The organism is Clostridium fungisolvens (assembly GCF_014193895.1).
In the GTDB taxonomy this organism is placed as follows: Bacteria; Bacillota; Clostridia; order Clostridiales; family Clostridiaceae; genus Clostridium_AR; species Clostridium_AR fungisolvens.
On sequence record NZ_BLZR01000001.1, the window covers coordinates 4689604 to 4711141 of the forward strand.

Sequence of the window (21538 nt, forward strand, 5' to 3'; positions counted from 1 at the left end):
TATATTATTATCTATAGCAAGCATTTTGTCAATGTGATTATTATCATATAAATAAAGTTCCTTTCAACAAAGACAAAGCATTATTGTATATTTATGCACTTTATTTGATGTTTGTGCACTTTGTTTATAAAAAATAATATTTATTTTTCCAATTAAGTTAAATATATCGTCTTAGTACCTATTAGAAATATCACCGCAATATTCTATATATAGACGAACCACTATATAATTGAATTTATATTTTCAAATATCCATTTCAAAGCCCAGAGGAGTTTTGAAAATAGATTTGGGGTTGAGGTGTTTCATCTTTATTAATGCTTTTATACTTATTAATCTATATATACTAATAAGCTAGCTGGTTTTTTTAATATTGTGTAACTTAAGTAGTATAAATTTCATATTCTTATAAAGAGATAAATTTTTAAAGGGAGATCAAGATGGATTTCTTTAATAATGATTACTTCAATCCAAATAGTCACTTTAGATTTTATGACGATGGAAGCAGTATAGACGAAGTTGGAGAATATGAAGTAGATGTTAGTTTTACTTATGCTCCAATATATGAGAGCTTAGAAGAGGATATGAGAGGCCCCTCTGATAGACCAACTCCACCTCCAGCTCCAGTAAATACACCTCCAATGGCTCCTCCTCCTTCATTCAATCCTTCAAAGAATGACCCTAAAGCTAAAGTTCTTGCAGGCTCACAATATCCTGAAGGGCCTCAAGCTTTTGGTGGACCTCAAACTGGAGGAGGCAATGTAAAAGCAGTAAGTCCAATTTCCATACGCCCTTGCCTATTTAGATATACTTATATATGGCAGAATAACGGAAGATCTTATTGGGCTTACCTGACATCAGTAGATCGTTACTCAGTTTCTGGATGGAGATGGATGTTCTATAGATGGGTATATTTCGGAATAGACATAAGAAGAATAGATACATTTATATGCTATTAAATAGTTATAAGGAGAAGAATATATTTTCTTCTCCTTATAAACTTCAGTTTCTTAAACAAATATCCATTCCATGTCTTCTATACCCTGACAGTAAAAAATATATCCTGTTCTTTTATCGAAAATAATTATAGGACCCATATAATCACCAGCATATTTATATTTTTAATTAACCTTATCTTTTAAATCCACTTAAATATATAGATGCATTATCATTTTTTAGAAACCCACTTATTATCCTTAATATAGAATCTCCAAGGAAAATGCACAGCTTCTTCCGCATAATCTATACCGATTCTAGTAGTTTCAACAATATCTTCATCCGATATAGTTTTATTGTCTGAAGGTTCTTCTAAATATAACTCCTCGCTTTCAGTCATATCTACCCAGTTATCTTGCTTGTTTATTGCAAAAGCAATACATAACTTTGATGGACCATTAGTAAGAGCTTTCACTTGAGCATTAGTTAGAGAATCAATTGTTTTATCAAATCTCCTTTTAGCCATTTCTTCAATACCATCTACAGGCTCTATTGCTCTTATGAGTACACCTTCTGCAGTTCCTTCTTCTTTTGTTATTATATTAAAACAATGATACATTCCATATATAGAAAAAACATATACAATTCCAGGAGGCCCGTATAGAGGCTTAACTCTCTCTGTCATCTTCCCTCCATATGCATGTGAGGCCTTATCTATAGCACCTATATATGCCTCAGTTTCGACTATTATTCCTTTTAGAAATGTTTCTCCTACCTTCCTTACTAATATTTTTCCTAGAAGTTCTTTCGACACTGTAATGGCATCTCTTGCATAAAAATCTTTACTTATCTTCATGATACTCTCCCGTTAGCCCAAAGATAATTGGTATTTAAAATTATAAATTATATCTATCAACATTTAATAAGCATCAATTTATTTTAAATTATATAACATTTAAATATACCTTTATTATCTTTTTATCATAATAATATTATCCATATATTATTTTTAAAAATATAAATTTTATGATTAATTATTCCCTATAATCAAGTAAATATTATATAAGTTTTACTTTTACAAACCTTAACTTACCGACTTGAATTATATCACCATCACCTATCGATACCTCTAAGCTATTAATAACCTTTTCTCCATTTATCTTTAGCCCTCCACCTGTTATAAGCCTTTTAGCATCATTCTTACTCTTACATAATCCTTTTTCAAATAAAAATGAGATTAAATCTTTATCTAACAATTCAGCCTCTACTTCAAGCTTTTCTACATCTTTAGGAATACTTTTTTTCTGAAATATATTTATGAATTCTTGCTCTTCTTGTTCAGCAGCTTTTTCTCCATGATATAATCTAACCAATTCTTTAGCTAAGCTTATCTTAATATCTCTAGGATTTACCTTACCACTATTTAATTTACTTCTAATTTCATCAATTTTATCAGGATGTATATCCGTAGTTAGCTCAAAGTATTTGATAATATTTTCATCTGGTATAGACATAGTCTTTCCAAATATATCTTTAGCACTTTCATTTATGCCAATATAATTTCCTAGACTTTTACTCATCTTTTCTTTTCCATCAACACCTTCAAGTAAAGGCATAAATATAGCAACCTGGCTTTCCATATCAAAATCTCTTTGAAGCGTTCTTCCCATTAGTATATTGAACCTTTGATCTGTGCCACCTAGTTCAATGTCTGCTTTTAAACTTACAGAATCATATGCTTGCATTAAAGGGTAGAAAAACTCATGGATAGAAATACTTTGGTTACTTTCAAATCTCTTTTTAAAATCATCCCTTTCAAGCATTCTAGCCACTGTTGATTTTGCTGCTAGATTTAATACATCTTCAAAATTCAACTTTGAAAGCCATTCGCTGTTAAATCTAACTTTTGTCTTATCTTTATCTAATATCTTAAATATTTGCTCTTCATAGGTTTTGGCATTTTCTATAACCTGCTCTTTAGACAATTGCTTCCTAGTTTTTGATTTTCCAGTAGGATCACCTATCATTCCTGTAAAATCCCCTAAAACTATAATAGCCTCATGCCCAAGTTCTTGCATCTGTCTTATCTTCCTTAACACAACCGCATGCCCAAGATGTATATCTGGTGCTGATGGATCAAGTCCAAGTTTGATCACTAATGGTTTATCTTCTTTTATCGACTGCTCTAACTTTTGTCTTAGATCCACTAAACTAATAATCTCATCTGCCCCTTTAGAAATTATTTTTATTTGCTCTTCTATATTAATCATATTAATCAAGTTAAGTTCAAAATAGTTAGTTGCCTATTTACATTTAAAGATTTACTTTTTCTATAAAGAGAACTAACTTATACTTAACTACACCTCCTAAATTTAAATTTATTTAACTACTTTCTAAATTTATTCAAATCAAACTTCAAGCTCAATACTTCATGGAAATGAAAACTTCATATTAAATAAAGTTATACATACTTAAATGTATGAGCTTAATCTAATCCAACCTATTTATAAAATTACCTGCAGAATAACTTTATAAAATTAGTTGGTAAATAAAGAATTCGCTAAATTGAGATATAATTTCCTAAAGAATAAAAAAACTCCCGTCCTCTAGATTGCTCTAGAGGACGAGAGTATAAACTTCGCGGTACCACCTCAATTTATTAATGCCTTACGACAATAACCTTTTCGAGTACGATGTAAAAAAACATGAACATGATACTCTAGCACTATAACCTGTGCAGGATAGGGAAAACAGCCTACTACCTTATAAGGATTTGGTGTTCAGCTCATAGATGTATTCAAAATAAATTCTTTGCTTCTTCACACCAACCAGAAGCTCTCTTAAAAAGAAATATATTTTTACTCTTTCTACTCATAGCCTTTTTTATATTTTTTTATATATTATACTCAAGCATTCAAAACTATTCAACTATTTTTTTGAATAATTTACATAAAAAGTTTTCTAAAACTTCTTAAGCCCGCATTAACACTATATATTTATATAAATATATAAATTTTTCTTTTTATAATTATATGTTATAACAATATAAGAACTTTCATTATTACCATCATATATTTTTTATTTTCTTAACTCCTCTATAACTTCATCAACAGATTTTTTAGCTTGCTCTCCAGAAAGCATTGATTTTACAGTCAATACATTATCCTTTATTTCGTCATCTCCTATTAATACTACATAAGGAATTCCTAATTTATTTGCATAGTTCATCTTCTTTTGAAGCTTTCCACCCTCAAAATACACTTGAGTTATTATACCAGCTGCTCTTAGCTTATTTGCTGTTTCTAGGCTGTAATTCAAGTCATCATTCATCGGTATTATGATAACATCACAAAGAGTTTCTCTATCCTTAGATTTTAATAGTTTTGCTTCTCTTAGTTGATAGAACAATCTAGTTAAACCTATGGATATCCCAACTCCAGGGAGCTTCTGATTTGTGTAATACTCTGCTAGATTTTCATATCTACCTCCAGAACACACAGAACCAATTGACGGATAATCATCTAGTATAGTTTCATACACTGTTCCAGTATAGTAATCCAATCCTCTTGCAATCTTTAAATCAATTATATAATTTTTTTCTGGCACACCAAAGCACCCTATATATTCTATTACTGACTTTAATTCCTTTAATCCGTCTAAGAATACTTCATCTTCTACACCAAGTTGCTCTAAAGAGTTAATAAGTTCACTGTTATTTCCTGAAAGCATTATAAACTTCATTATGGAAGTGACTTGTTCTTCACTTAGAGTGTTGGAAAGTTCATCTCGCACACTCTCTTCTCCAATTTTATCTAGCTTATCTATTGTTCTTAGAACATCACCAGCCTCGGATATGCCTAGAGCGTTAAAGAAACCATTTAATATCTTCCTGTTATTTATTCTTATCTTAAAGTTTTCAAAACCTAACTCTTTAAATATGGAATATATAACTGCAGGAATTTCTGCATCATTTACTATACTTAACTTTCCATTGCCTATTATATCTATATCACACTGGTAGAACTCTCTGAATCTTCCCTTTTGATTTCTTTCTCCCCTATAAACCTTACCTATCTGATATCTTCTAAAAGGAAAATTTAATTCACCCATGTGTTGTGCTACAAATCTAGCAAAAGGAACTGTAAGATCAAACCGTAAGGATATATCAGTATCCCCCTTGTTAAATCTATATATTTGCTTTTCTGTTTCCCCTCCACCTTTAGCAAGCAAAACTTCACTTTTCTCCATAATTGGGGTATCCATTGGTACAAATCCGTATTTCTCATAATTCTTCTTTATGGTATCAAGCATAAAGTTAAAATCAATTTGATCCTTCGGAGTAAGTTCCATAAATCCAGGTAATATTGATGGTTTAACAAAATTTTTCTCCATTTCTTCTCCTCCTGTTAATATTATTTATTTGGAAAACAAAAACACCCACTAAGGATTTATACCTAGGTGGGTGTACTATTTATCACTCAAGCACCATAGATACAAAATCCTCAACAAGATTAGACCTGTATCTGTGGTTTTTTAACCAAGAACAAGTCTTCTATCTATGGTAATGTAGTTTTACTTGTGAATTAAAACTTATATTAATCATAAATCATTATCTCCAAACTTAATTTCCACAATTTTAACATATTAGGATTTAATATTCAAGTTGTAAATGAACCATTTCATAATTAAATTTATATTTTCAAATTCTCCTATCAGAACCCAGCGAAGTTTTAAAAATATATTTCGAATTGAAGTGCTTCATCTTTATTTTGATAAGTTTCAATGGGAAGTAGTTTATCTATAAATATTTAATCTTAGAATATTAATCTTATATTGATTCTATAATAATCAATATCTTATAATTATATACAGACTTTATTAAAAGCTATCAGCGAAAAATCATGTTTTAAATATATATCGAACCAATGGTTATCTATTAGTTAATCAAAAGGACACTATACCCAATATATTTTCATTTTAAAGGAGAAAATAACATTGAGAAAAGAAAAGAAAATTACACTAAGCAAAGAAAGCAGAGATTCAATGATTTCATCCATACAAGAATTTTTCCATAATGAAAGAGATGAAGAGATAGGAAACCTAGCTGCATCTGCAGTATTAGATTTCATTGTTGAGGAGTTATCTTCCGAGTTCTATAATCAAGGAATTAATGATGCCTATAGATACATAAGTGAAAGAACAGAAGATATGCTTGGACTTCAAAAGTAATCTTACCACTGTAGAAACAATATATTTCCAGGAAATAAAAAAGCTCACTGAAGCTAATTTCTTCAGCGAGTTTTTTTTGCACATCTGCCTTTCCGGATGTATATAAAAAATCATATTAATTCTTTGAGTAAGCTCATTAAAGCATCTGGTTAATAACCACTTAATTTCAGCCCACTGCTTTAACAGCATCTTTAAATTATTTCACCTATTATTCAAGATCTATTACTTTAGAATTCCCATCAACATTAGAAAGAATTCCTTTATCATTTATATCTAGCAAAGTACCTTCATATTTGACTGTCTTTTTAGTAATAGCATCAGTTACGCTTTTATTTGAATTTTTTATAAACACTCTGCCCCCGGCAGTTATGAATATATCATTCTTATCCACTTTAGAATCTAATTTAATATTTTGCCACTCACTTACTGATTTATCAGCATCTCCGTAGATTATTTCCTCTATTTGATCAGCTTTTCCTTTTCCTATAAAAACTGAATTATCACTATGTCCTATTATAGTACCTTCACTTAAATTTTTAATTTTAGTTTGCTTAGAACCTGTATTAAGCTTTACCATATTCGTTTGCTCATAAAGTAGATTCGCATTTACTGGGTCAATGTCTATTGCACCTATTCCAACGAGGTTAGATTTAACCTTTTCTAATTGGGACATAACATTTATTTTGTATATATCAGCTCTATTAGATGATTTTCCTATCTTAAAATACATTACATTAGAGGAAGTAGCAAATGCCATATCTTCAATGTTATCTTTACTGCTAGATAAATTAATTATATCTTTTTTCAGATCCAAGTCAGTAAGCTCCACTTTTTCATCTCTAGATGCGTCATATTTATGAATATCTATATAAGGCTTACTTTTAGAATACTTTGTTTTCTCAGCTATTATGAGAAAATCTCCATCTGTTACCCATTTAGTATAATTAACTTCCATGCTTTCTTCTAACTTAACAGTCTTTATATCTCCTTTAGTCCTATCCCCTACTTTTAAGGCGCCATCTTCCATGAATGCAATATAGGCACCATCATGAGACATCTTGACGTCTGTAGCATCACTAGGAATATTTATATCTTTCATATTACTGATTTTCTTCTTTTCTACCTTTTCAGCCTTAACAGTAGTTTCTCCACCAAGATATACCTTTTCGAAGTATAAAAACACTCCATTTTGTATTATCAGTGCAATAACAGACCATAGTAAAAACACCCTAAATTTCTTCATAATCAATCACCTATTTCTCCACATAGAAAGCTGTGGCTACCTTTCTCTCACCAGACCAAACATTAGGCGAGTTGATAACATCTCCATCATAGTACATAGTACTTGAATATCCACCATCAAGCTTCCCAGCATTTACAGCACCTCTAGACATCATTATCTCTTGAACATCATATAAGGTTGCTCCTATTTTACTTACACTTTTTCTTCCATCTATAACTAGAAGTAATATAGTTCCATCCTTTTTCTGACCTATAGCAGTTCTAGGGTTAAAACCATCTTCAAGTTTATTTTTAGCCTTGATCTGTCTCTGACCATTTACTATAAGCGGAACTTTATCAAAACACATAGCTTCATTAACATTAAAGCTTTTTAAATCATTTATACTATAATCTCCAACTAGAAGCACACCATTTTTAGTTATAGCAATTGAGCTTACAGGAGTTTTATAGTCTATATTTTCTTTTGGATATATTACCTTACCCTCAGAAATTACAAATCCACCAGGCACTGCACCTGTACCTTCATACATCTTACCGTCTGGTGTCTGATCGCTAAATGCTCCTCCGTTAATAGCTGCAATAGCATTATGATCCTTTGCAAGCTCACTAGTTTTTTCACCAACCTTACCTAAATACTTGGTCATAGCTACTTTAACTTTCTTTGGATTTTTTATTTCTAGCATATATCCATCATATTTATCTGTGTGAAAATCATACCTTGTTATATCATTTCCAGAGGCATTATTTATCTTTATCAAACTTGTATCTTCCTTCATTGCAGAAGCAACAGCATCTGTTTTATCCATCATTTCATTGATAGTGGACTGAGGTATAAACTTAGTTATAAGATAACTATGTCTTGTAGCTAATACCGTTCCTAAAACCATCTTTCTAACATCACTATAAGGTCCAAATAATAATAATATAGGTGAAGTTATAACCATAAAACCTATTATATAAACAATAAACAAAGCAAATTTCTTATATGAAAATTTAGTCTTGTTCTTTTTTCTTCTTTTCTTATTCATAAAACCATTCCTTTCATCATAAGAATCCAACTTTCTAAATATACCAAAGTAACATTTAGGTTTAATTACATTTTAATTACATATATAAAATTTAATAAATATTTTACTTTTGCTATTCTCTCTTATTATATTGGCTAATATCTGGAATATAGTTATGTAACTAACTGTTACATAACAATGTTTTCAATCATTAATCACCAAATAAGTATAGAACAAAGTAATTTGAATGTACATAGTAATATTCTGAGCTAATATTAGTTATATATATAATTTGCATTATTATTCCATATTTAATATAATTTTAATAATTAGTTATTAAATTGTTAACAGACAAATTCTCCCCTCATATCTAATTTATTATTCACCATAATTAATCTCTATAAAATAAATAAAACTCTATATTGAAAGGAGCCTTAAATGGAACAAAACACAGACATTTCTTTACAAGAAGAAAAAATTAAGATAGGTTATAAAGACTTACTTAAAGAAAAACAATTTCTAAAAAACACCATTGCCAATAGTGTATCCAGATTTGGTGATGGAATAGATACAATTGCTTTCTCATGGCTTGTGTATCAGGTAACAGGTTCTACAGCACTGGTAGCTGCTCTGTTTGCAGTAAATGGTTTGCCTAATTTATTATTTGGAATGGTCTCAGGTGTTGCTTCAAATTACTTCAAAAAGAAACACGTAATGGCCATATGCGACTTGGGTAGAGGTCTTTGTGTGTCCTTGATTTCTTTACTTTTTATCACTGGAAATCTCAGAGCTTGGCATCTTTATGTAGTTACATTCTTCAACTCATCTTTTGAAGCTTTTAGAGGTCCAGCCTCAACTGCTGCTTCTCCACTAATACTCCCAAAAGAAAAATTTGATGTAGGCACTTCACTTAGTTCATCCTTAACCAATACACTTCAAATCATAGGCCTTACCGCTGCCCCCTTATTTATCGCTATACTAGGGGTTGGTGGAGCAATATTAATAGACGCATGTACATTCTTTGTTTGTGGATTTATAGTTTTAACTTTGAAGTATACTGATTACCTAAAGAAAAATACAGATAACAGTCCTAAAGTTTATCTTAATGATTTAAAAGAAGGTTTTTCTTATGTAATTAAGGATAGTTTTGTGCTAAGCATATGTATCTTTGGTGCATTGGTTAATGTTTTTATGACACCACTTAATGCTTTCCAAGCACCTTATGCAAAGGATGTGCTAAACAGAGGTTCAGAAGTACTTTCCTTTATTGAGGTTCCTATACTTATAGCTATGTCATTAGGTGTATTGTTTATACCTAAGGTTAAAGAGAAGATAGGCGGAAGACTCATGCTTTTGTCAGGCACTGCAATAGTTGGATTAACATACTCCACCTTCGCTCTCTTAGGCCATCTTCCAGCTTACTTATTATATCCATCATTAGCTATTAATAGTTTCCTTTTAGGTTTAGGTGCTATTTTAGTTAACATGCCTCTCCAAATATCCCTATTTACTAAAATAGATAGAGAATATCTTTCTCGAGTTGCTTCTATTATGAATGCGCTAATGCTCTGTGCTACACCATTAGGTTCATTTATTTTTGGTATGATTTCATCTGTAGTTTCGATTAAGCTATTATTCTTCGCCTTAGGTATAGTAGTAATTATTTTATCTTTGACTCAAACTTTAAATAAAGCTCTTAAAGGGCTTAATTAAATAATAAAATTCAACGCAAAGAAAGTTAACAAAAAAGTTTGAGCTTATATAAAATTCAGCTCAAACTTTTTTTATAAAACAATATATAGATGAACCACTTCATAATTAACTTCTAAATATAACTTCTTCTCTTGAGAACATTATCTTTACAAAAAGAATTGATAAAATAACATAAACAATATGCCAAGCAGCTACTACTAATATATGCTGAGTATTGAATATGCCTACTAAGAATTCTTTCATCAGAACTACTACATTAACTATAGGTATATTAAAATATATCCACTTAACAGTCTTAGCATCCATCATAAATGGTATATAGGATAATATAAATACTGGAGCTGTTATTCCACCTAAAAATGAATTAGCTTCTTTTATTGATTTAGCATATATACTTATAGCCATTTCTACAGCACAAACTGATATAAGAACGAAGACCGAAAATAAAGCTATTAAAACTAGAGCTTTAGGGGTTACGTTTAAAGCATTTCCTAGCTTAAAGTTATACTTTAGCGAGCCTCCCATTGCTGTCATACTAGCAACTAAGGCTATTATAGATACTGTAGCAAGAGTAGCTAGTTTTCCCCACATTATGGACATTCTACTTACAGAAGTTGAAAGCAGCGGCTCAAAAGTTCCCCTTTCTTTCTCTCCTGCGATAAAGTCTGCTGCTATAGTTAAAGTAGGAGTAAGCATAAATATTATTATGAAGGTTGGAAGCATTCCAATCATAACTGATCCTAAACCTTGATCTGAATCTTTTACATTTTCAGTAGTAACTTGCTGTATATCAAAAGGATTTAAGAAATTTTTCTCTAACCCTTTACTTTCTATTCTCGCATTTACTATAGATTTATAATAGCTATCAAAAATAGCTCTTATACTAGAAGCTGCCATAGATGATTTATTTGAATCTTTATCATATACGAGCTTCAAAGTTGTTGGTTTAAAATCATTAATATTTTGATCAAACTCATTAGGTATATCTATTATAAGAGATACATCTCCCTTTTTAAGTTTTTCATCCAAATTATCATCATAATGAAGAGTAATATTCTTCTGCTCTTTCAGTATACTTACTATAGCTGAGTCCTTATTTCCCTTAATTCCTAGATCTAGCTTCTTTTCAATATCACTTTGCATATCCTTCATCATATAGTTAACTAATCCAAACATCACTGGATAGATCAATATAGGTAGAAGAATACTGAATATGATTGTTTTCCTGTCTCTAAAGATATCTATTAGCTCTTTTTTATATATAGTAAAAAAGTTATTCATCTCTTTCACCTCCTATTAGATCCACAAAAACTTCTTCTAAATCATCATTGTTATATTTCTTCTTTAACTCAGCAATGGTTCCTTCTTCAACTAGTTGTCCTTTATTTATTATAACTACTCTATCACATAGCTTCTCAACCTCTCTCATTGAATGACTTGAAAAGAGGATTGTCTTATTTTCTCTTTTACACTTCTTTATAAAGTTATGAATTATCCTAGTAGCTCTTACATCCAAACCTGTTGTAGGTTCATCAAATAACATAATTGATGGTGAGTGGACAATAGCTCTAGCGATGGACACTTTCTGTTTCATTCCTCTAGAGAACTTACCAACTCTTTTATCTATATATTCTCTCATATCAAGTTCATCAGCTAATTCATTAATCCTTTTATCAGCTTCCTCTTTACTAAATCCATAAAGATTAGCGAAGTAAGACATATTTTCTCTCGCTGTTAATCTATCATAAAGCCCTACATCTCCACCAAACAATATGCCTATCTCTTTTCTTACCTTATCTGGATCTTTATTTATATCAAAACTGTTTACTAACACAGTACCAGCAGTAGGTTTTAGTAGAGTAGATACCATTCTCATTGTAGTTGTCTTACCAGCACCATTCTCACCTAGAAGACCTACTATTTCACCTGGATTCACAGTAAAACTAAGCTTACTTACCGCCTTTGTCTTCTTGAACTCTTTTGTAAGTTCCTTAACCTCTAACATATATCATCTCTCCCTAATTAAAATCTTTTTCGTAAAGCTCTATGCTTAAGAAACATCTTTATATTTCCATAAGTTAAAAGTATCATTAACAATGCCCAAAAAGTTGCTAATGCAGGACTTTCTTCTGCAGTTCTTATAATTGATGCGAACATACATAATTCTGAAATAGTAACTAATCCTATTAATCTTTGAACACGTCTTATCATTTCAGCCTTTGATTCTTCATCATTAAAAATTTCCATCTTATCTTCGCTATAATTTTCATTTTTGAAATAGAACCAATTCATGCATCCTGTTACATACTCCCACTCTGATTCTGCAAATATTGTAAGATAATTATCTTCTTCATATTTGCTTAATCTTCTATAATCAAGCTTATATACAACATCCTTAGGTTCACACACTCTGAATGTAAATATGAATAGTCTAGCATCTATTAACTCGTAACCTTTTAAGCTCATTTCCCTTAACCATTTTTCTTCTTCTTCGTGCTGCCATACAAAAAACACTTTAAATCTTTTAATATATTTATTTACCTTTACCATCTTAACCTCCATAATATAAATGCTATAATCCAGTTACTACTCTTTTACCATTTTCATAAAGTAATTCAATTCTTTTATGCTCTAATTTAACTATCTCTTTTCCTAATTCAGTTAGTGAATAGCTTTTTCTTCTAGAATCAAATTCATTAATTACTTCTACTATTATCTCTTCCTTAACTAACTTACTTATGGCTCCGTATAATGTGCCTGGTCCAAGTTTAACCTGCCCGTTGGTCATATCCTCAACCTTTTGCATTATTCCATATCCATGCATAGTCTCTGCTAAAGATAAGAGTATATAGTATGTAGCCTCTGTCAAAGGAATATATTTCTTAGCATTTTTCATTTACTTCAGGTCATCCCCTTCGTTAGTAGATATTATATCGCCTTCCGATATATCGTATACTGATATATTATTCCATTTTTTTCATGTTGTCAATGATTTTTCATAATAAATAGGTCGTTAAACCTAGCACAAAATTTATGTATTTTCTTAGTAAAGCAAAAAAATAGAAGCTACTTCTAGCCTCTATTTTGTATTAACACTTCTTATTATTTTTCTTATAGCACTTCGTGGAGCAACCCTTAACGCTTGAATCATAAACTTATTTTTAAGTCCAGGTATAACAATTAGTTTTCCTTTAAGATAATTTTTATAACCTATATATGCTACAGTTTCAGCATCCATCATATATTTTTTAGCTTTTTCAGACTTCATAACTTCTGCACGGCTTTGAAAATTAGTCTTTACAGGTCCAGGACAAAGTGCTGTTATTTTTACATTAGTATCCTTAAGCTCTTCTCCTAAAGCTTCAGTTAATGATAATACATAAGCTTTGGTTGCATAATAAACAGACATCTTAGGCCCTGGTACAAATGCTGCTGTAGATGCCACGTTTAAAATCCCACCCTTATCTAATTCAATAATTCTAGGAAGAAAGCTTTTAGTAAGTCTAGTTAATGCATATATATTAACCTTAATCATATCTAAATCTTTTTCTGTATCAACTTCATGAAAATGTCCAAAAGAACCAAAACCCGCATTGTTCACTAAGTTTTCCACAGTTAAGTTATTTTCATCAACAAATTTAATTACTTTTTCCACATAAGCTTCTAGTTTTAAATCTGCTTCTACAGAATGAACCTTTATAGAATTTATTTCTTCAAGCTCAGCTTTTACTTTCTTTAATCTTTCCGTATCTCTTCCAACTATAATTAAGTTATTTTTGTCTTTTGCAAAAAGCTTAGCTAATTCATAGCCTATACCAGAGGTTGCTCCAGTTATTAACGTATAATTATTCTTCATTATTTCTCTCCAGTTTCGATATGAGAATTCTTTCTAGGATTCCAACTTCAACTATTAATTTATACATGCCCGAAAATCCCCAAAAGCCGGGATTTTCGAACAAGTATAAATCAAGTTTTCGTAGTGGAATCCTTTATTCATATCTCATTTTGATATGAGGAATTCCTGCCTCCATGTAAACCTCAGATTTTCTCTTAAATCCTAAACCTTCGTATAAATTTACTACATACTCTTGCGCTGATAATGTTATATTATCTTCATCCAATTCACTTTTTATAAATTCAATTGCTCTTACCATCATCTTATTAGCAAGTCCAATCCTTCTGTGACTTCCTGTAACCAGCACACGACCTATAGAAGGGTCTTTGTATGCTACTCCAGCCTTAAGAATCCTACAGTAAGCAACTACTCTCCCACTATCCATTGCAAAAAGATGATAACAATCTTTATCCCTATCATCCAAATCCTGCTCCTTAACTTCCTGTTCGCCTATAAATACTTCGTTTCTCGATTTTACGATTTCATAAAGTTCTTCTATAGTTAAATCCCTAAAATGTTTTATAATCCACTCCATTTTATTTCTCCTTTTAAAGTTATTGAATTTATCTTTCCACATTAAATATTGTTGCTAAAATTAATTTTATCGGACTAATATTATTGAAATTAAGATGTTACTACGGAGATACTATATGAACAAACAGTTAGAATAGTTATGTTAAATATTATTGTTAAAATTAAGTGGTTATGCAGGAGATGCTATATGAGCGAGCTATTAGAATTAAATGATTTTTTCAGATGGAATAGCGTTTAAAAAATGTACTGTTCGAACGTAGTGAGTTTACATTTTTAGCTATGGAATATGACAAAATCATATTAATTCTTTGCGTAGGCTCATTAAAGCATTGGATGAATAACCACTTAATTTTACACATTGCTTTAACAGTTCCGAGGGTTAAAGTATCGGATGTAGTGACATCTTAATTTCATCATAGTCATAGAACACAAAAAATTTATTATATCCTATTTTACTAATTTTTTGTTAGTAATTCTATAGCTTAGTGTAACTCTCTTTTTATTCTAGTTTAAATAGCTGAGATTAATCAAATAATAACTTTGAAAGGAGTGTTGATTATGGGTAAGAGAAAAGGTATGCATGAAAAACAAATGGAGTCTGCAAGAAAGTTCCTTGAACATAATGTTGGTATAACTGAAATAATGAATCAAACAGGACTATCTCAAGAGGACGTATTAAAAGAAAAACATAATATGGAGAGAAGAGCTGACGATTAATTTATTACTTCCTGATATCAATGATAGATATCAGGAAGTATATTATTATATAAATAAAGTATTTTAATAAAAAACTACTTAAAAAATATTTAAATGCTGAGTTTACATACTGTTTAGATATATATAACTATAATATTATCCATTGACTATATTGCCACCATTAACATGTATAGTTTGACCTGTTATATATGATGCATCATTAGAAGCTAAGAACACATAAGCTTGAGCTAATTCTACTGGTTGACCTGCTCTGCCCATAGGTGTATCTGATCCAAAGCTTTTAACATCTTCTCCGGAAAAACTTGCAGGTATAAGTGGTGTCCATATTGGGCCTGGTGCAACTGAATTAACTCTTATTCCTGTCTTTGCAAGACTCTGGGATAGTGCTCTTGTGAAGCTTACCAAAGCTCCCTTGGTTGATGAATAATCTATTAAGGTTTCATTACCCTTATAAGCTGTAATGGAAGTGGTATTGATTATATTCCCTCCACATTTTAAATGTGGCAAAACTGCCTTGCTCATATAAAACGCTCCAAATACATTAGTTCTAAAGGTTTTTTCTAGTTGATCTGCACTTATATCCTTAAGACTATTTTGTACATGTTGTTCTGCTGCATTATTAACTAAGATGTCAATTTTGCCCCATTGATCCATTACCTTCTTTACTACTTGACCACAGAAATCCTCATAGCCTATATCTCCACTTATAAGCATACATTGAGCTCCACATTTATCTATTATGCCCTTTGTTTCTTCTGCATCATCTTCTTCATGTAAGTATACTATGGCAACTTTAGCACCTTCTTTTGCAAAAGCTATAGAAACTGCTCTTCCTATACCACTATCTCCACCGGTTATTATAGCTACTTTATCTTTTAATCTATTAGAGGATAGATTATATCCTTCCATTTCAAAGATTGGTCTTGGATTCATTTCATTTTCAAAGCCTGGCTGCCTATCTTGGTGCTGTGGTGGAAAACTAGTTGGGAACTTATGATTTTTATCCATTTATATCACCTCTAAAAATTATTTATAATTGCTATATAAGTCTTAATTATTATTCCTTTTAGCTTAAATTTTTATCCTTTTCATAAAATGTTTAATCATTGAATTTCATATTACTTAATCCTTTATTACAGAATAATTCTAGTATATAGACATATAAATATAGAAAAAATATATTTGTAGAAAGGAGTGATATAAGTGGAATATAAAAGAATACTCGATAGCGGTGATTTAAAATCCAGAATAGAGAATACTATAACTGAATTTTATTGGGTTAATAAGATAGACATTAATGCTAAAAATGATCCTTTTTCTGCAATTGTATATGTAGATCCTAAGCTAGTACAATATGATGAGGTGCTTGAATTCATACACTTTCTAGGTGATGAAGAAGACACTGCAAGATGTACAATATGTGATACTCGAGCAGTAATGTCATTAAGAGAAGGTTTTGAAAGTGGAAAAGAATTCGAATATCTTATAGGATTGAATGAACTTAAAACAATACTTACTAGATCCTATGACTTACCTGATAGTAAATTCATAGATGCTATAGTTAAAGTTCACGAAGATATCCATATATTGATAAAAGATAGAAAGCCATTACCAGTGTAATAGTATTTAATATATTTTTAAAATTATAAAGTGTGAGTGTCAATATAAAATGACCGCTCACACTTTAATTATTTTCATGATATTATTTTTAGAAGTTCTTAGCAGCTTCTTTTGCATTTTCTATAGCTGCATTTTTAATTTCTTCAGCTTTGTCTGGAGCATAGTTTGCACCTTCAACTATTACAGATGAATAGTCTGTAATTCCGAAGAAACCAAGAACAGATTTTATATATCTATCTCCTAGCTCGAACTCAGCAGTTGGTCCATAACTATATATTCCGCCTCTAGCTTGTATGTGTATAGCTTTTTTACCACTTAATAAACCTACTGATCCGCTTTCAGTATATTTAAAAGTCTTTCCAGCTACCGATACAGCATCAATGTAAGCTTTTAGCATTGGAGGAATTCCAAAGTTCCAAAGTGGCGATACAAATACATATTTGTCTACCTTTATAAATTCATCAACTAGGGCACCTAGAGTTCCTACCTTTTGTTGCTGCTCTAGTGAAAGTTCATTAAAGGCTACTCCACCTGCTAGTTTTCCCCAAGCTTCAAAAACATCTTCATCTATAAGAGGTATATTATCCTTATAAACATCTATATTAACAACTTCATCGTTAGGGTTAACCTTTTTATATTCCTCAATAAATTCTTTTGCTACAGTTAAGCTGTATGAAGCCTTAACTGGTTTTGGATTTGCAGTAATAAATAAAACTTTTGACATAATTAAATCATCCTTCCTTATACTAAATATATATTTTCTAAACTCTAATAATATGCTTGTATTTTGATACTAAATTTTATATAATTATTATACTTAATTAATAATTATTATCAGCTTACTTTATGTAACTATATTAATATATCATACTTACTTTTGTCAAGTATATATGATAAAATAAATTTGGGAGATGATTATTATGGATAAGTGTCAACTTTGCCCTAAGTTTGAAGCAGCCTTTTCCCTACTTGGTAAAAGGTGGTCTGGCTTAATAATAAGAACTTTACTAAGTGGTCCAAAGAGATTTTCAGATATATCCGAAACAATTCCTAATATGAGTGCAAGAATGCTTACAGAGCGCTTTAAGGAATTAGAAAAGGAAGGTATCATAAAGAGAACCGTATATCCTGAAATCCCAGTAAGGATAGAATATGAGCTTACTGACAAAGGAAGAGATCTTGAAACAGCAATGGATGAAATTCAGAAATGGGCTGAAAAATGGAGTTAAATCGGCAGGTTACTGCCGATTTTCCATTTAAATTCATTTATCTTTATCGTATATAATTTTATTATCAGAAGTTATTAAATTTAGATTTACTAGTATAACCTTAAGCACTGCATACACTGGTACTACTGCAAAAGCACCTAATGGACCAATTAAAGTAGCGGCAGCTATAACCAAAAATATATCGGTCAGTGGATGTATCTTCATTGCTTTTGACATTATTAAAGGAACCACAATTCTTCCTTTAACCCCTTGTGCAATCATAAATAATACTGTAAGCTTTATTATCATATGAAGACCAACACTTATGGCAATAATATACGGTATTATCATTGAAACAAAGAATCCCACAAAAGGAATAAAGGCTAATATAAATGTAGTTGAAGCTAAGATAAGAGCACTAGGCATTCCTACTACTTTATATCCTATATATACCATAACTGATAAAGATAATGCTACACAAGCCTGACCAGTAACATAGGAAGATAGTACCTTATTACTTTCGCTCATAATTGAGGACACCTTATCTTTATACCTATCTGGAACTAACTTGATAATACTTCCTGTAAACCTTAATCCATCCTTTAGAAGGTAAAATATTATTACAAGTATAAGTAATAATACAGAAAACAAATTCATTGCGTAACTAAATACTCTCATACCTCTCTTTCCAAGCATGTATAAATATGTTTCTACATATCTCACAATCTTTTCATAAACCCATCCAAGATCTAAGTTTTTTGTAAAATAATCATTAAAGCCCTTTATTAATGAATCACTCTGCAAAGTATTTGATACTTTTGAGATAAGCATCTGAAATTCTCTTATCAAACGCGATCCTAAAAACACAAAAAATCCAGATAGTACTATAACTGTAATTATTAAAGTCAACATAGCCGCAATCCCGTTTTTTGTACCCTTTTTTAAAAGGAAATCATTTAATGGTTTTACTAGATAAAAAAAGAATACTCCTATAATTACTGGTACAAGTACAACCTTTGCAATTTTATGGGCAAAAATTATTAGTGTTGGTACTTTGCTATAAAGAAATATCGCTAGTAAAACTAAATTTATTATTAAAAGATTATATATTATTTTTTTCCTCTTCATAATTTTCTCCTAAAGTTTTTATAGTTTAACTAATATTAGTGTTTTCCATAGCTTTAGTTTGTATGCCTAGTAATATTTATAAATAGTTTCATGTATCATAAATATAACAATCATCTATTTTAAAAAAACAAAAAGGAAGACTACTTATCATAGTCTTCCTTATATAAAGGGTGAGATTATTATTCACGAAGATCCGGGGAGATCTTGCTTAAAATTTAAGGGGATACTTAAATTTTCGTATACTGCATGAGATTAATACTTAATTTTTAATTATTGTGCTAGGAACATAGCCATATCATCATCAACATTTGTTATTCCACCGATACCAAAGTTCTTAACTAAAACATTAGCAACATTTGGTGAAAGGAATGCTGGTAGAGTTGGTCCTAAATGTATATTCTTAACTCCTAAGTATAGTAATGATAACAATACTATAACAGCTTTTTGTTCATACCAAGCTATGTTGTATGATATTGGTAACTCGTTAATATCAGCTAATCCGAATACTTCTTTAAGCTTTAATGCTATTAATGCTAATGAGTATGAGTCATTACATTGTCCAGCATCTAGAACTCTTGGAATTCCTCCGATATCACCTAAGTTTAACTTGTTATACTTGTATTTAGCACATCCAGCTGTAAGGATTACTGTATCCTTTGGAAGTTTTTCAGCAAATTCTGTGTAGTAGTTTCTGCTCTTAGCTCTTCCGTCACAACCAGCCATTACGAAGAATCTCTTTATAGCTCCACTCTTAACTGCATCAACAACTTTATCTGCTAAAGCAAATACTTGTTCATGAGCGAATCCACCGATGATTTCTCCTGTTTCTATTTCAGTTGGTGAAGGTAATTTCTTAGCTTGTTCTATTAATGCTGAGAAATCCTTTATTCCATTTGCATCAGCATCTATGTGCTTAACCCCTGGGAATCCAGTTACACCTGTAGTGTATATTCTATCCTTGTATGAATCTTTTGGAGTAACTATACAGTTTGTAGTCATAAGTATTGGTCCATTGAACTTTTCGAACTCTTCATTTTGTTTCCACCAAGCATTTCCGTAGTTTCCTGCAAAGTGAGTGTACTTCTTGAATGCTGGATAGTAGTGAGCTGGAAGCATTTCACTGTGAGTATAAACGTCTACTCCAGTACCTTCTGTTTGCTCAAGTAATTGTTCTAAATCTCTTAAATCATGTCCACTTATTAATATACCAGGGTTATTTCTAACTCCTATATTAACCTTAGTTATTTCAGGATTTCCATAAGTCTTAGTGTTAGCAGTATCTAATAATGCCATACCTGAAACACCAACTTCACCAGCTTTTAAAGCTAATGCTACATAATCATCAACTGTTTTTGTATCATCTAGTAATTCAGCTAATGCTTGAGCCATGAAAGCAACAACTTCATCATTTTCAAATCCTAATGCTCTAGCTTGCTTTACGTAAGCTGACATACCTTTTAATCCGTAAGTTGTTAATTCTCTTAATGATCTTATATCTTCATCCTTTGTTGAAAGAACACCTACAGTTTCAGCTTTTTCATTGAACTCATCAATGTTAGTTGAGAACCAAGTTGTTGCTTCTGGAAGCTTGCTTTCTTCTTCTCTCTTTAATCCAACGAAAGAAAGTATCTTAGTTAACCAGCTTTCATTTGTTACTCCAACATTTCCGCCTGCTTTAGCTACTTCAGCCTTTAGCTCTTCTCTTAAAGCTAAACCTTCTCTTATTCTTGATATAAATACATCTCTATCAAAGTTTGCGTTTGTTATTGTTGCAAATAAACTATCAACTATGAAGTTGTCAGCTTTCTTACTTGTAACTCCAACTTTTCTTCCTTCATTGTTTACTACTGCAAGACCTTTAACAACATATATCAATAAATCTTGTGATTTTGCTACATCTTCAGTCTTACCACATACACCTTTTATTGTACATCCTTTGCAGCCAGCTGCTTCTTGACATTGATAACAAAACATACTCATGAACGTAACCTCCGATTAATTTATTTATTTAAAATTTTTCGTACCATCTTCCGTATGACTAATTGAAGTGGCATTTATTTGTTTGATCTCTTCTCTACATTTCAAATTATACTAATTTACTCTACATTAATCGGTAACTTAAGTTACGAAATAAAAACTTTTTATAATTTTTATAAAAAAGTTTTGTTTATTTATTTCAAAATATACTGCCAACATAGGCATATCGCCATTTTAGCATAAGTTTATAACCTTAAATAGTAAAACTCCCAGTCTTTCAAATGCTTTATATTAGCATTTATATACTGAGAGTTTTATTATAAATTTATTAACTA

At 30.8% G+C, this 21538-nt stretch carries 21 protein-coding genes and 1 other annotated feature; of the genes, 6 read left to right on the forward strand and 15 right to left on the reverse strand.

The features are described from left to right. The first annotated feature begins 437 nt into the window (after window positions 1–437). Window positions 438–956, forward strand: a complete 519-nt coding sequence (locus bsdtw1_RS20780) for a hypothetical protein (protein WP_183279398.1) — start codon at window positions 438–440, stop codon at window positions 954–956. Window positions 957–1165: 209 nt separating this feature from the next. On the opposite strand, the gene bsdtw1_RS20785 is transcribed toward bsdtw1_RS20780, so the two are convergent. The 3 genes from bsdtw1_RS20785 to hisS form a co-directional block, all read right to left on the reverse strand. After that, the gene (locus bsdtw1_RS20785) at window positions 1166–1789 is read right to left on the reverse strand and encodes a DNA-3-methyladenine glycosylase (RefSeq protein ID WP_183279399.1); all 624 of its coding nucleotides are present in this window, start codon (window positions 1787–1789) and stop codon (window positions 1166–1168) included. 202 nt (window positions 1790–1991) lie between these two features. Continuing rightward, complete coding sequence (gene tyrS / locus bsdtw1_RS20790; RefSeq protein ID WP_183279400.1) at window positions 1992–3203, reverse strand: tyrosine--tRNA ligase; 1212 nt, start codon at window positions 3201–3203, stop codon at window positions 1992–1994. Between the two features lie 346 nt (window positions 3204–3549). Then, window positions 3550–3817, reverse strand: a binding site (T-box leader). 194 nt (window positions 3818–4011) lie between these two features. Further along, entirely contained in the window at window positions 4012–5325 is a 1314-nt protein-coding gene (gene hisS, locus bsdtw1_RS20795) for a histidine--tRNA ligase (protein WP_183279401.1), read from the reverse strand. Window positions 5326–5928: 603 nt separating this feature from the next. Here hisS and bsdtw1_RS20800 point away from each other — a divergent pair. Next, window positions 5929–6162 (forward strand): DUF2164 domain-containing protein, encoded by a 234-nt coding sequence (locus bsdtw1_RS20800; protein ID WP_183279402.1) that lies wholly within the window; start codon window positions 5929–5931, stop codon window positions 6160–6162. Between the two features lie 208 nt (window positions 6163–6370). Here bsdtw1_RS20800 and bsdtw1_RS20805 read toward each other — a convergent pair whose 3' ends face one another. Beyond that, window positions 6371–7405, reverse strand: a complete 1035-nt coding sequence (locus bsdtw1_RS20805; RefSeq protein ID WP_183279403.1) for a hypothetical protein — start codon at window positions 7403–7405, stop codon at window positions 6371–6373. A gap of 10 nt (window positions 7406–7415) precedes the next feature. Continuing rightward, a complete protein-coding gene (locus bsdtw1_RS20810; protein WP_183279404.1) occupies window positions 7416–8432 on the reverse strand; it encodes a phosphodiester glycosidase family protein in 1017 nt (338 codons plus the stop codon). Window positions 8433–8849: 417 nt separating this feature from the next. Between bsdtw1_RS20810 and bsdtw1_RS20815 the strand changes: the two genes are divergently transcribed. After that, the gene (locus bsdtw1_RS20815; protein WP_183279405.1) at window positions 8850–10124 is read left to right on the forward strand and encodes an MFS transporter; all 1275 of its coding nucleotides are present in this window, start codon (window positions 8850–8852) and stop codon (window positions 10122–10124) included. Window positions 10125–10229: 105 nt separating this feature from the next. On the opposite strand, the gene bsdtw1_RS20820 is transcribed toward bsdtw1_RS20815, so the two are convergent. From bsdtw1_RS20820 to bsdtw1_RS20845, 6 genes are all read right to left on the reverse strand, one after another. After that, window positions 10230–11405 carry an ABC transporter permease gene (locus tag bsdtw1_RS20820; protein WP_183279406.1) on the reverse strand — a complete coding sequence of 392 codons (1176 nt, stop codon included), beginning with the start codon at window positions 11403–11405 and terminating at the stop codon, window positions 10230–10232. After that, on the reverse strand, window positions 11398–12129 hold the full coding sequence (locus tag bsdtw1_RS20825) for an ABC transporter ATP-binding protein (RefSeq protein WP_183279407.1): 732 nt from the start codon (window positions 12127–12129) through the stop codon (window positions 11398–11400). The genes bsdtw1_RS20820 and bsdtw1_RS20825 overlap by 8 nt, the downstream gene beginning before the upstream one ends. Window positions 12130–12146: 17 nt before the next feature. After that, window positions 12147–12674 (reverse strand): DUF2812 domain-containing protein, encoded by a 528-nt coding sequence (locus tag bsdtw1_RS20830; RefSeq protein WP_183279408.1) that lies wholly within the window; start codon window positions 12672–12674, stop codon window positions 12147–12149. 22 nt (window positions 12675–12696) lie between these two features. Next, window positions 12697–13020, reverse strand: coding sequence for a PadR family transcriptional regulator (locus bsdtw1_RS20835; RefSeq protein ID WP_183279409.1), 324 nt, complete (start codon window positions 13018–13020; stop codon window positions 12697–12699). 183 nt (window positions 13021–13203) lie between these two features. Continuing rightward, entirely contained in the window at window positions 13204–13980 is a 777-nt protein-coding gene (locus bsdtw1_RS20840; RefSeq protein ID WP_183279410.1) for an SDR family NAD(P)-dependent oxidoreductase, read from the reverse strand. A gap of 133 nt (window positions 13981–14113) precedes the next feature. Continuing rightward, on the reverse strand, window positions 14114–14554 hold the full coding sequence (locus bsdtw1_RS20845) for a GNAT family N-acetyltransferase (RefSeq protein ID WP_183279411.1): 441 nt from the start codon (window positions 14552–14554) through the stop codon (window positions 14114–14116). Between the two features lie 557 nt (window positions 14555–15111). Between bsdtw1_RS20845 and bsdtw1_RS20850 the strand changes: the two genes are divergently transcribed. Next, window positions 15112–15270: a hypothetical protein gene (locus bsdtw1_RS20850; protein ID WP_183279412.1), complete on the forward strand. Its 159-nt coding sequence runs from the start codon at window positions 15112–15114 to the stop codon at window positions 15268–15270. Between the two features lie 135 nt (window positions 15271–15405). Here the strand turns inward: bsdtw1_RS20850 and bsdtw1_RS20855 are convergent, their stop codons facing one another. Next, on the reverse strand, window positions 15406–16278 hold the full coding sequence (locus tag bsdtw1_RS20855; protein ID WP_183279413.1) for an SDR family oxidoreductase: 873 nt from the start codon (window positions 16276–16278) through the stop codon (window positions 15406–15408). 195 nt (window positions 16279–16473) lie between these two features. Between bsdtw1_RS20855 and bsdtw1_RS20860 the strand changes: the two genes are divergently transcribed. Then, window positions 16474–16890 carry a hypothetical protein gene (locus bsdtw1_RS20860; protein ID WP_183279414.1) on the forward strand — a complete coding sequence of 139 codons (417 nt, stop codon included), beginning with the start codon at window positions 16474–16476 and terminating at the stop codon, window positions 16888–16890. An 88-nt stretch (window positions 16891–16978) separates the two neighbouring features. Here bsdtw1_RS20860 and bsdtw1_RS20865 read toward each other — a convergent pair whose 3' ends face one another. Continuing rightward, window positions 16979–17614, reverse strand: a complete 636-nt coding sequence (locus tag bsdtw1_RS20865; protein ID WP_183279415.1) for an FMN-dependent NADH-azoreductase — start codon at window positions 17612–17614, stop codon at window positions 16979–16981. A 196-nt stretch (window positions 17615–17810) separates the two neighbouring features. On the opposite strand from bsdtw1_RS20865, the gene bsdtw1_RS20870 reads away from it, so the two are divergent. Continuing rightward, window positions 17811–18119, forward strand: a complete 309-nt coding sequence (locus bsdtw1_RS20870; RefSeq protein ID WP_183279416.1) for a winged helix-turn-helix transcriptional regulator — start codon at window positions 17811–17813, stop codon at window positions 18117–18119. Window positions 18120–18152: 33 nt separating this feature from the next. Here the strand turns inward: bsdtw1_RS20870 and bsdtw1_RS20875 are convergent, their stop codons facing one another. Together bsdtw1_RS20875 and hcp are read right to left on the reverse strand one after the other, a co-directional pair. Continuing rightward, window positions 18153–19226 (reverse strand): AI-2E family transporter, encoded by a 1074-nt coding sequence (locus bsdtw1_RS20875; RefSeq protein WP_183279417.1) that lies wholly within the window; start codon window positions 19224–19226, stop codon window positions 18153–18155. 270 nt (window positions 19227–19496) lie between these two features. Beyond that, window positions 19497–21206, reverse strand: coding sequence for a hydroxylamine reductase (gene hcp / locus bsdtw1_RS20880; RefSeq protein ID WP_183279418.1), 1710 nt, complete (start codon window positions 21204–21206; stop codon window positions 19497–19499). Window positions 21207–21538 lie beyond the last annotated feature (332 nt).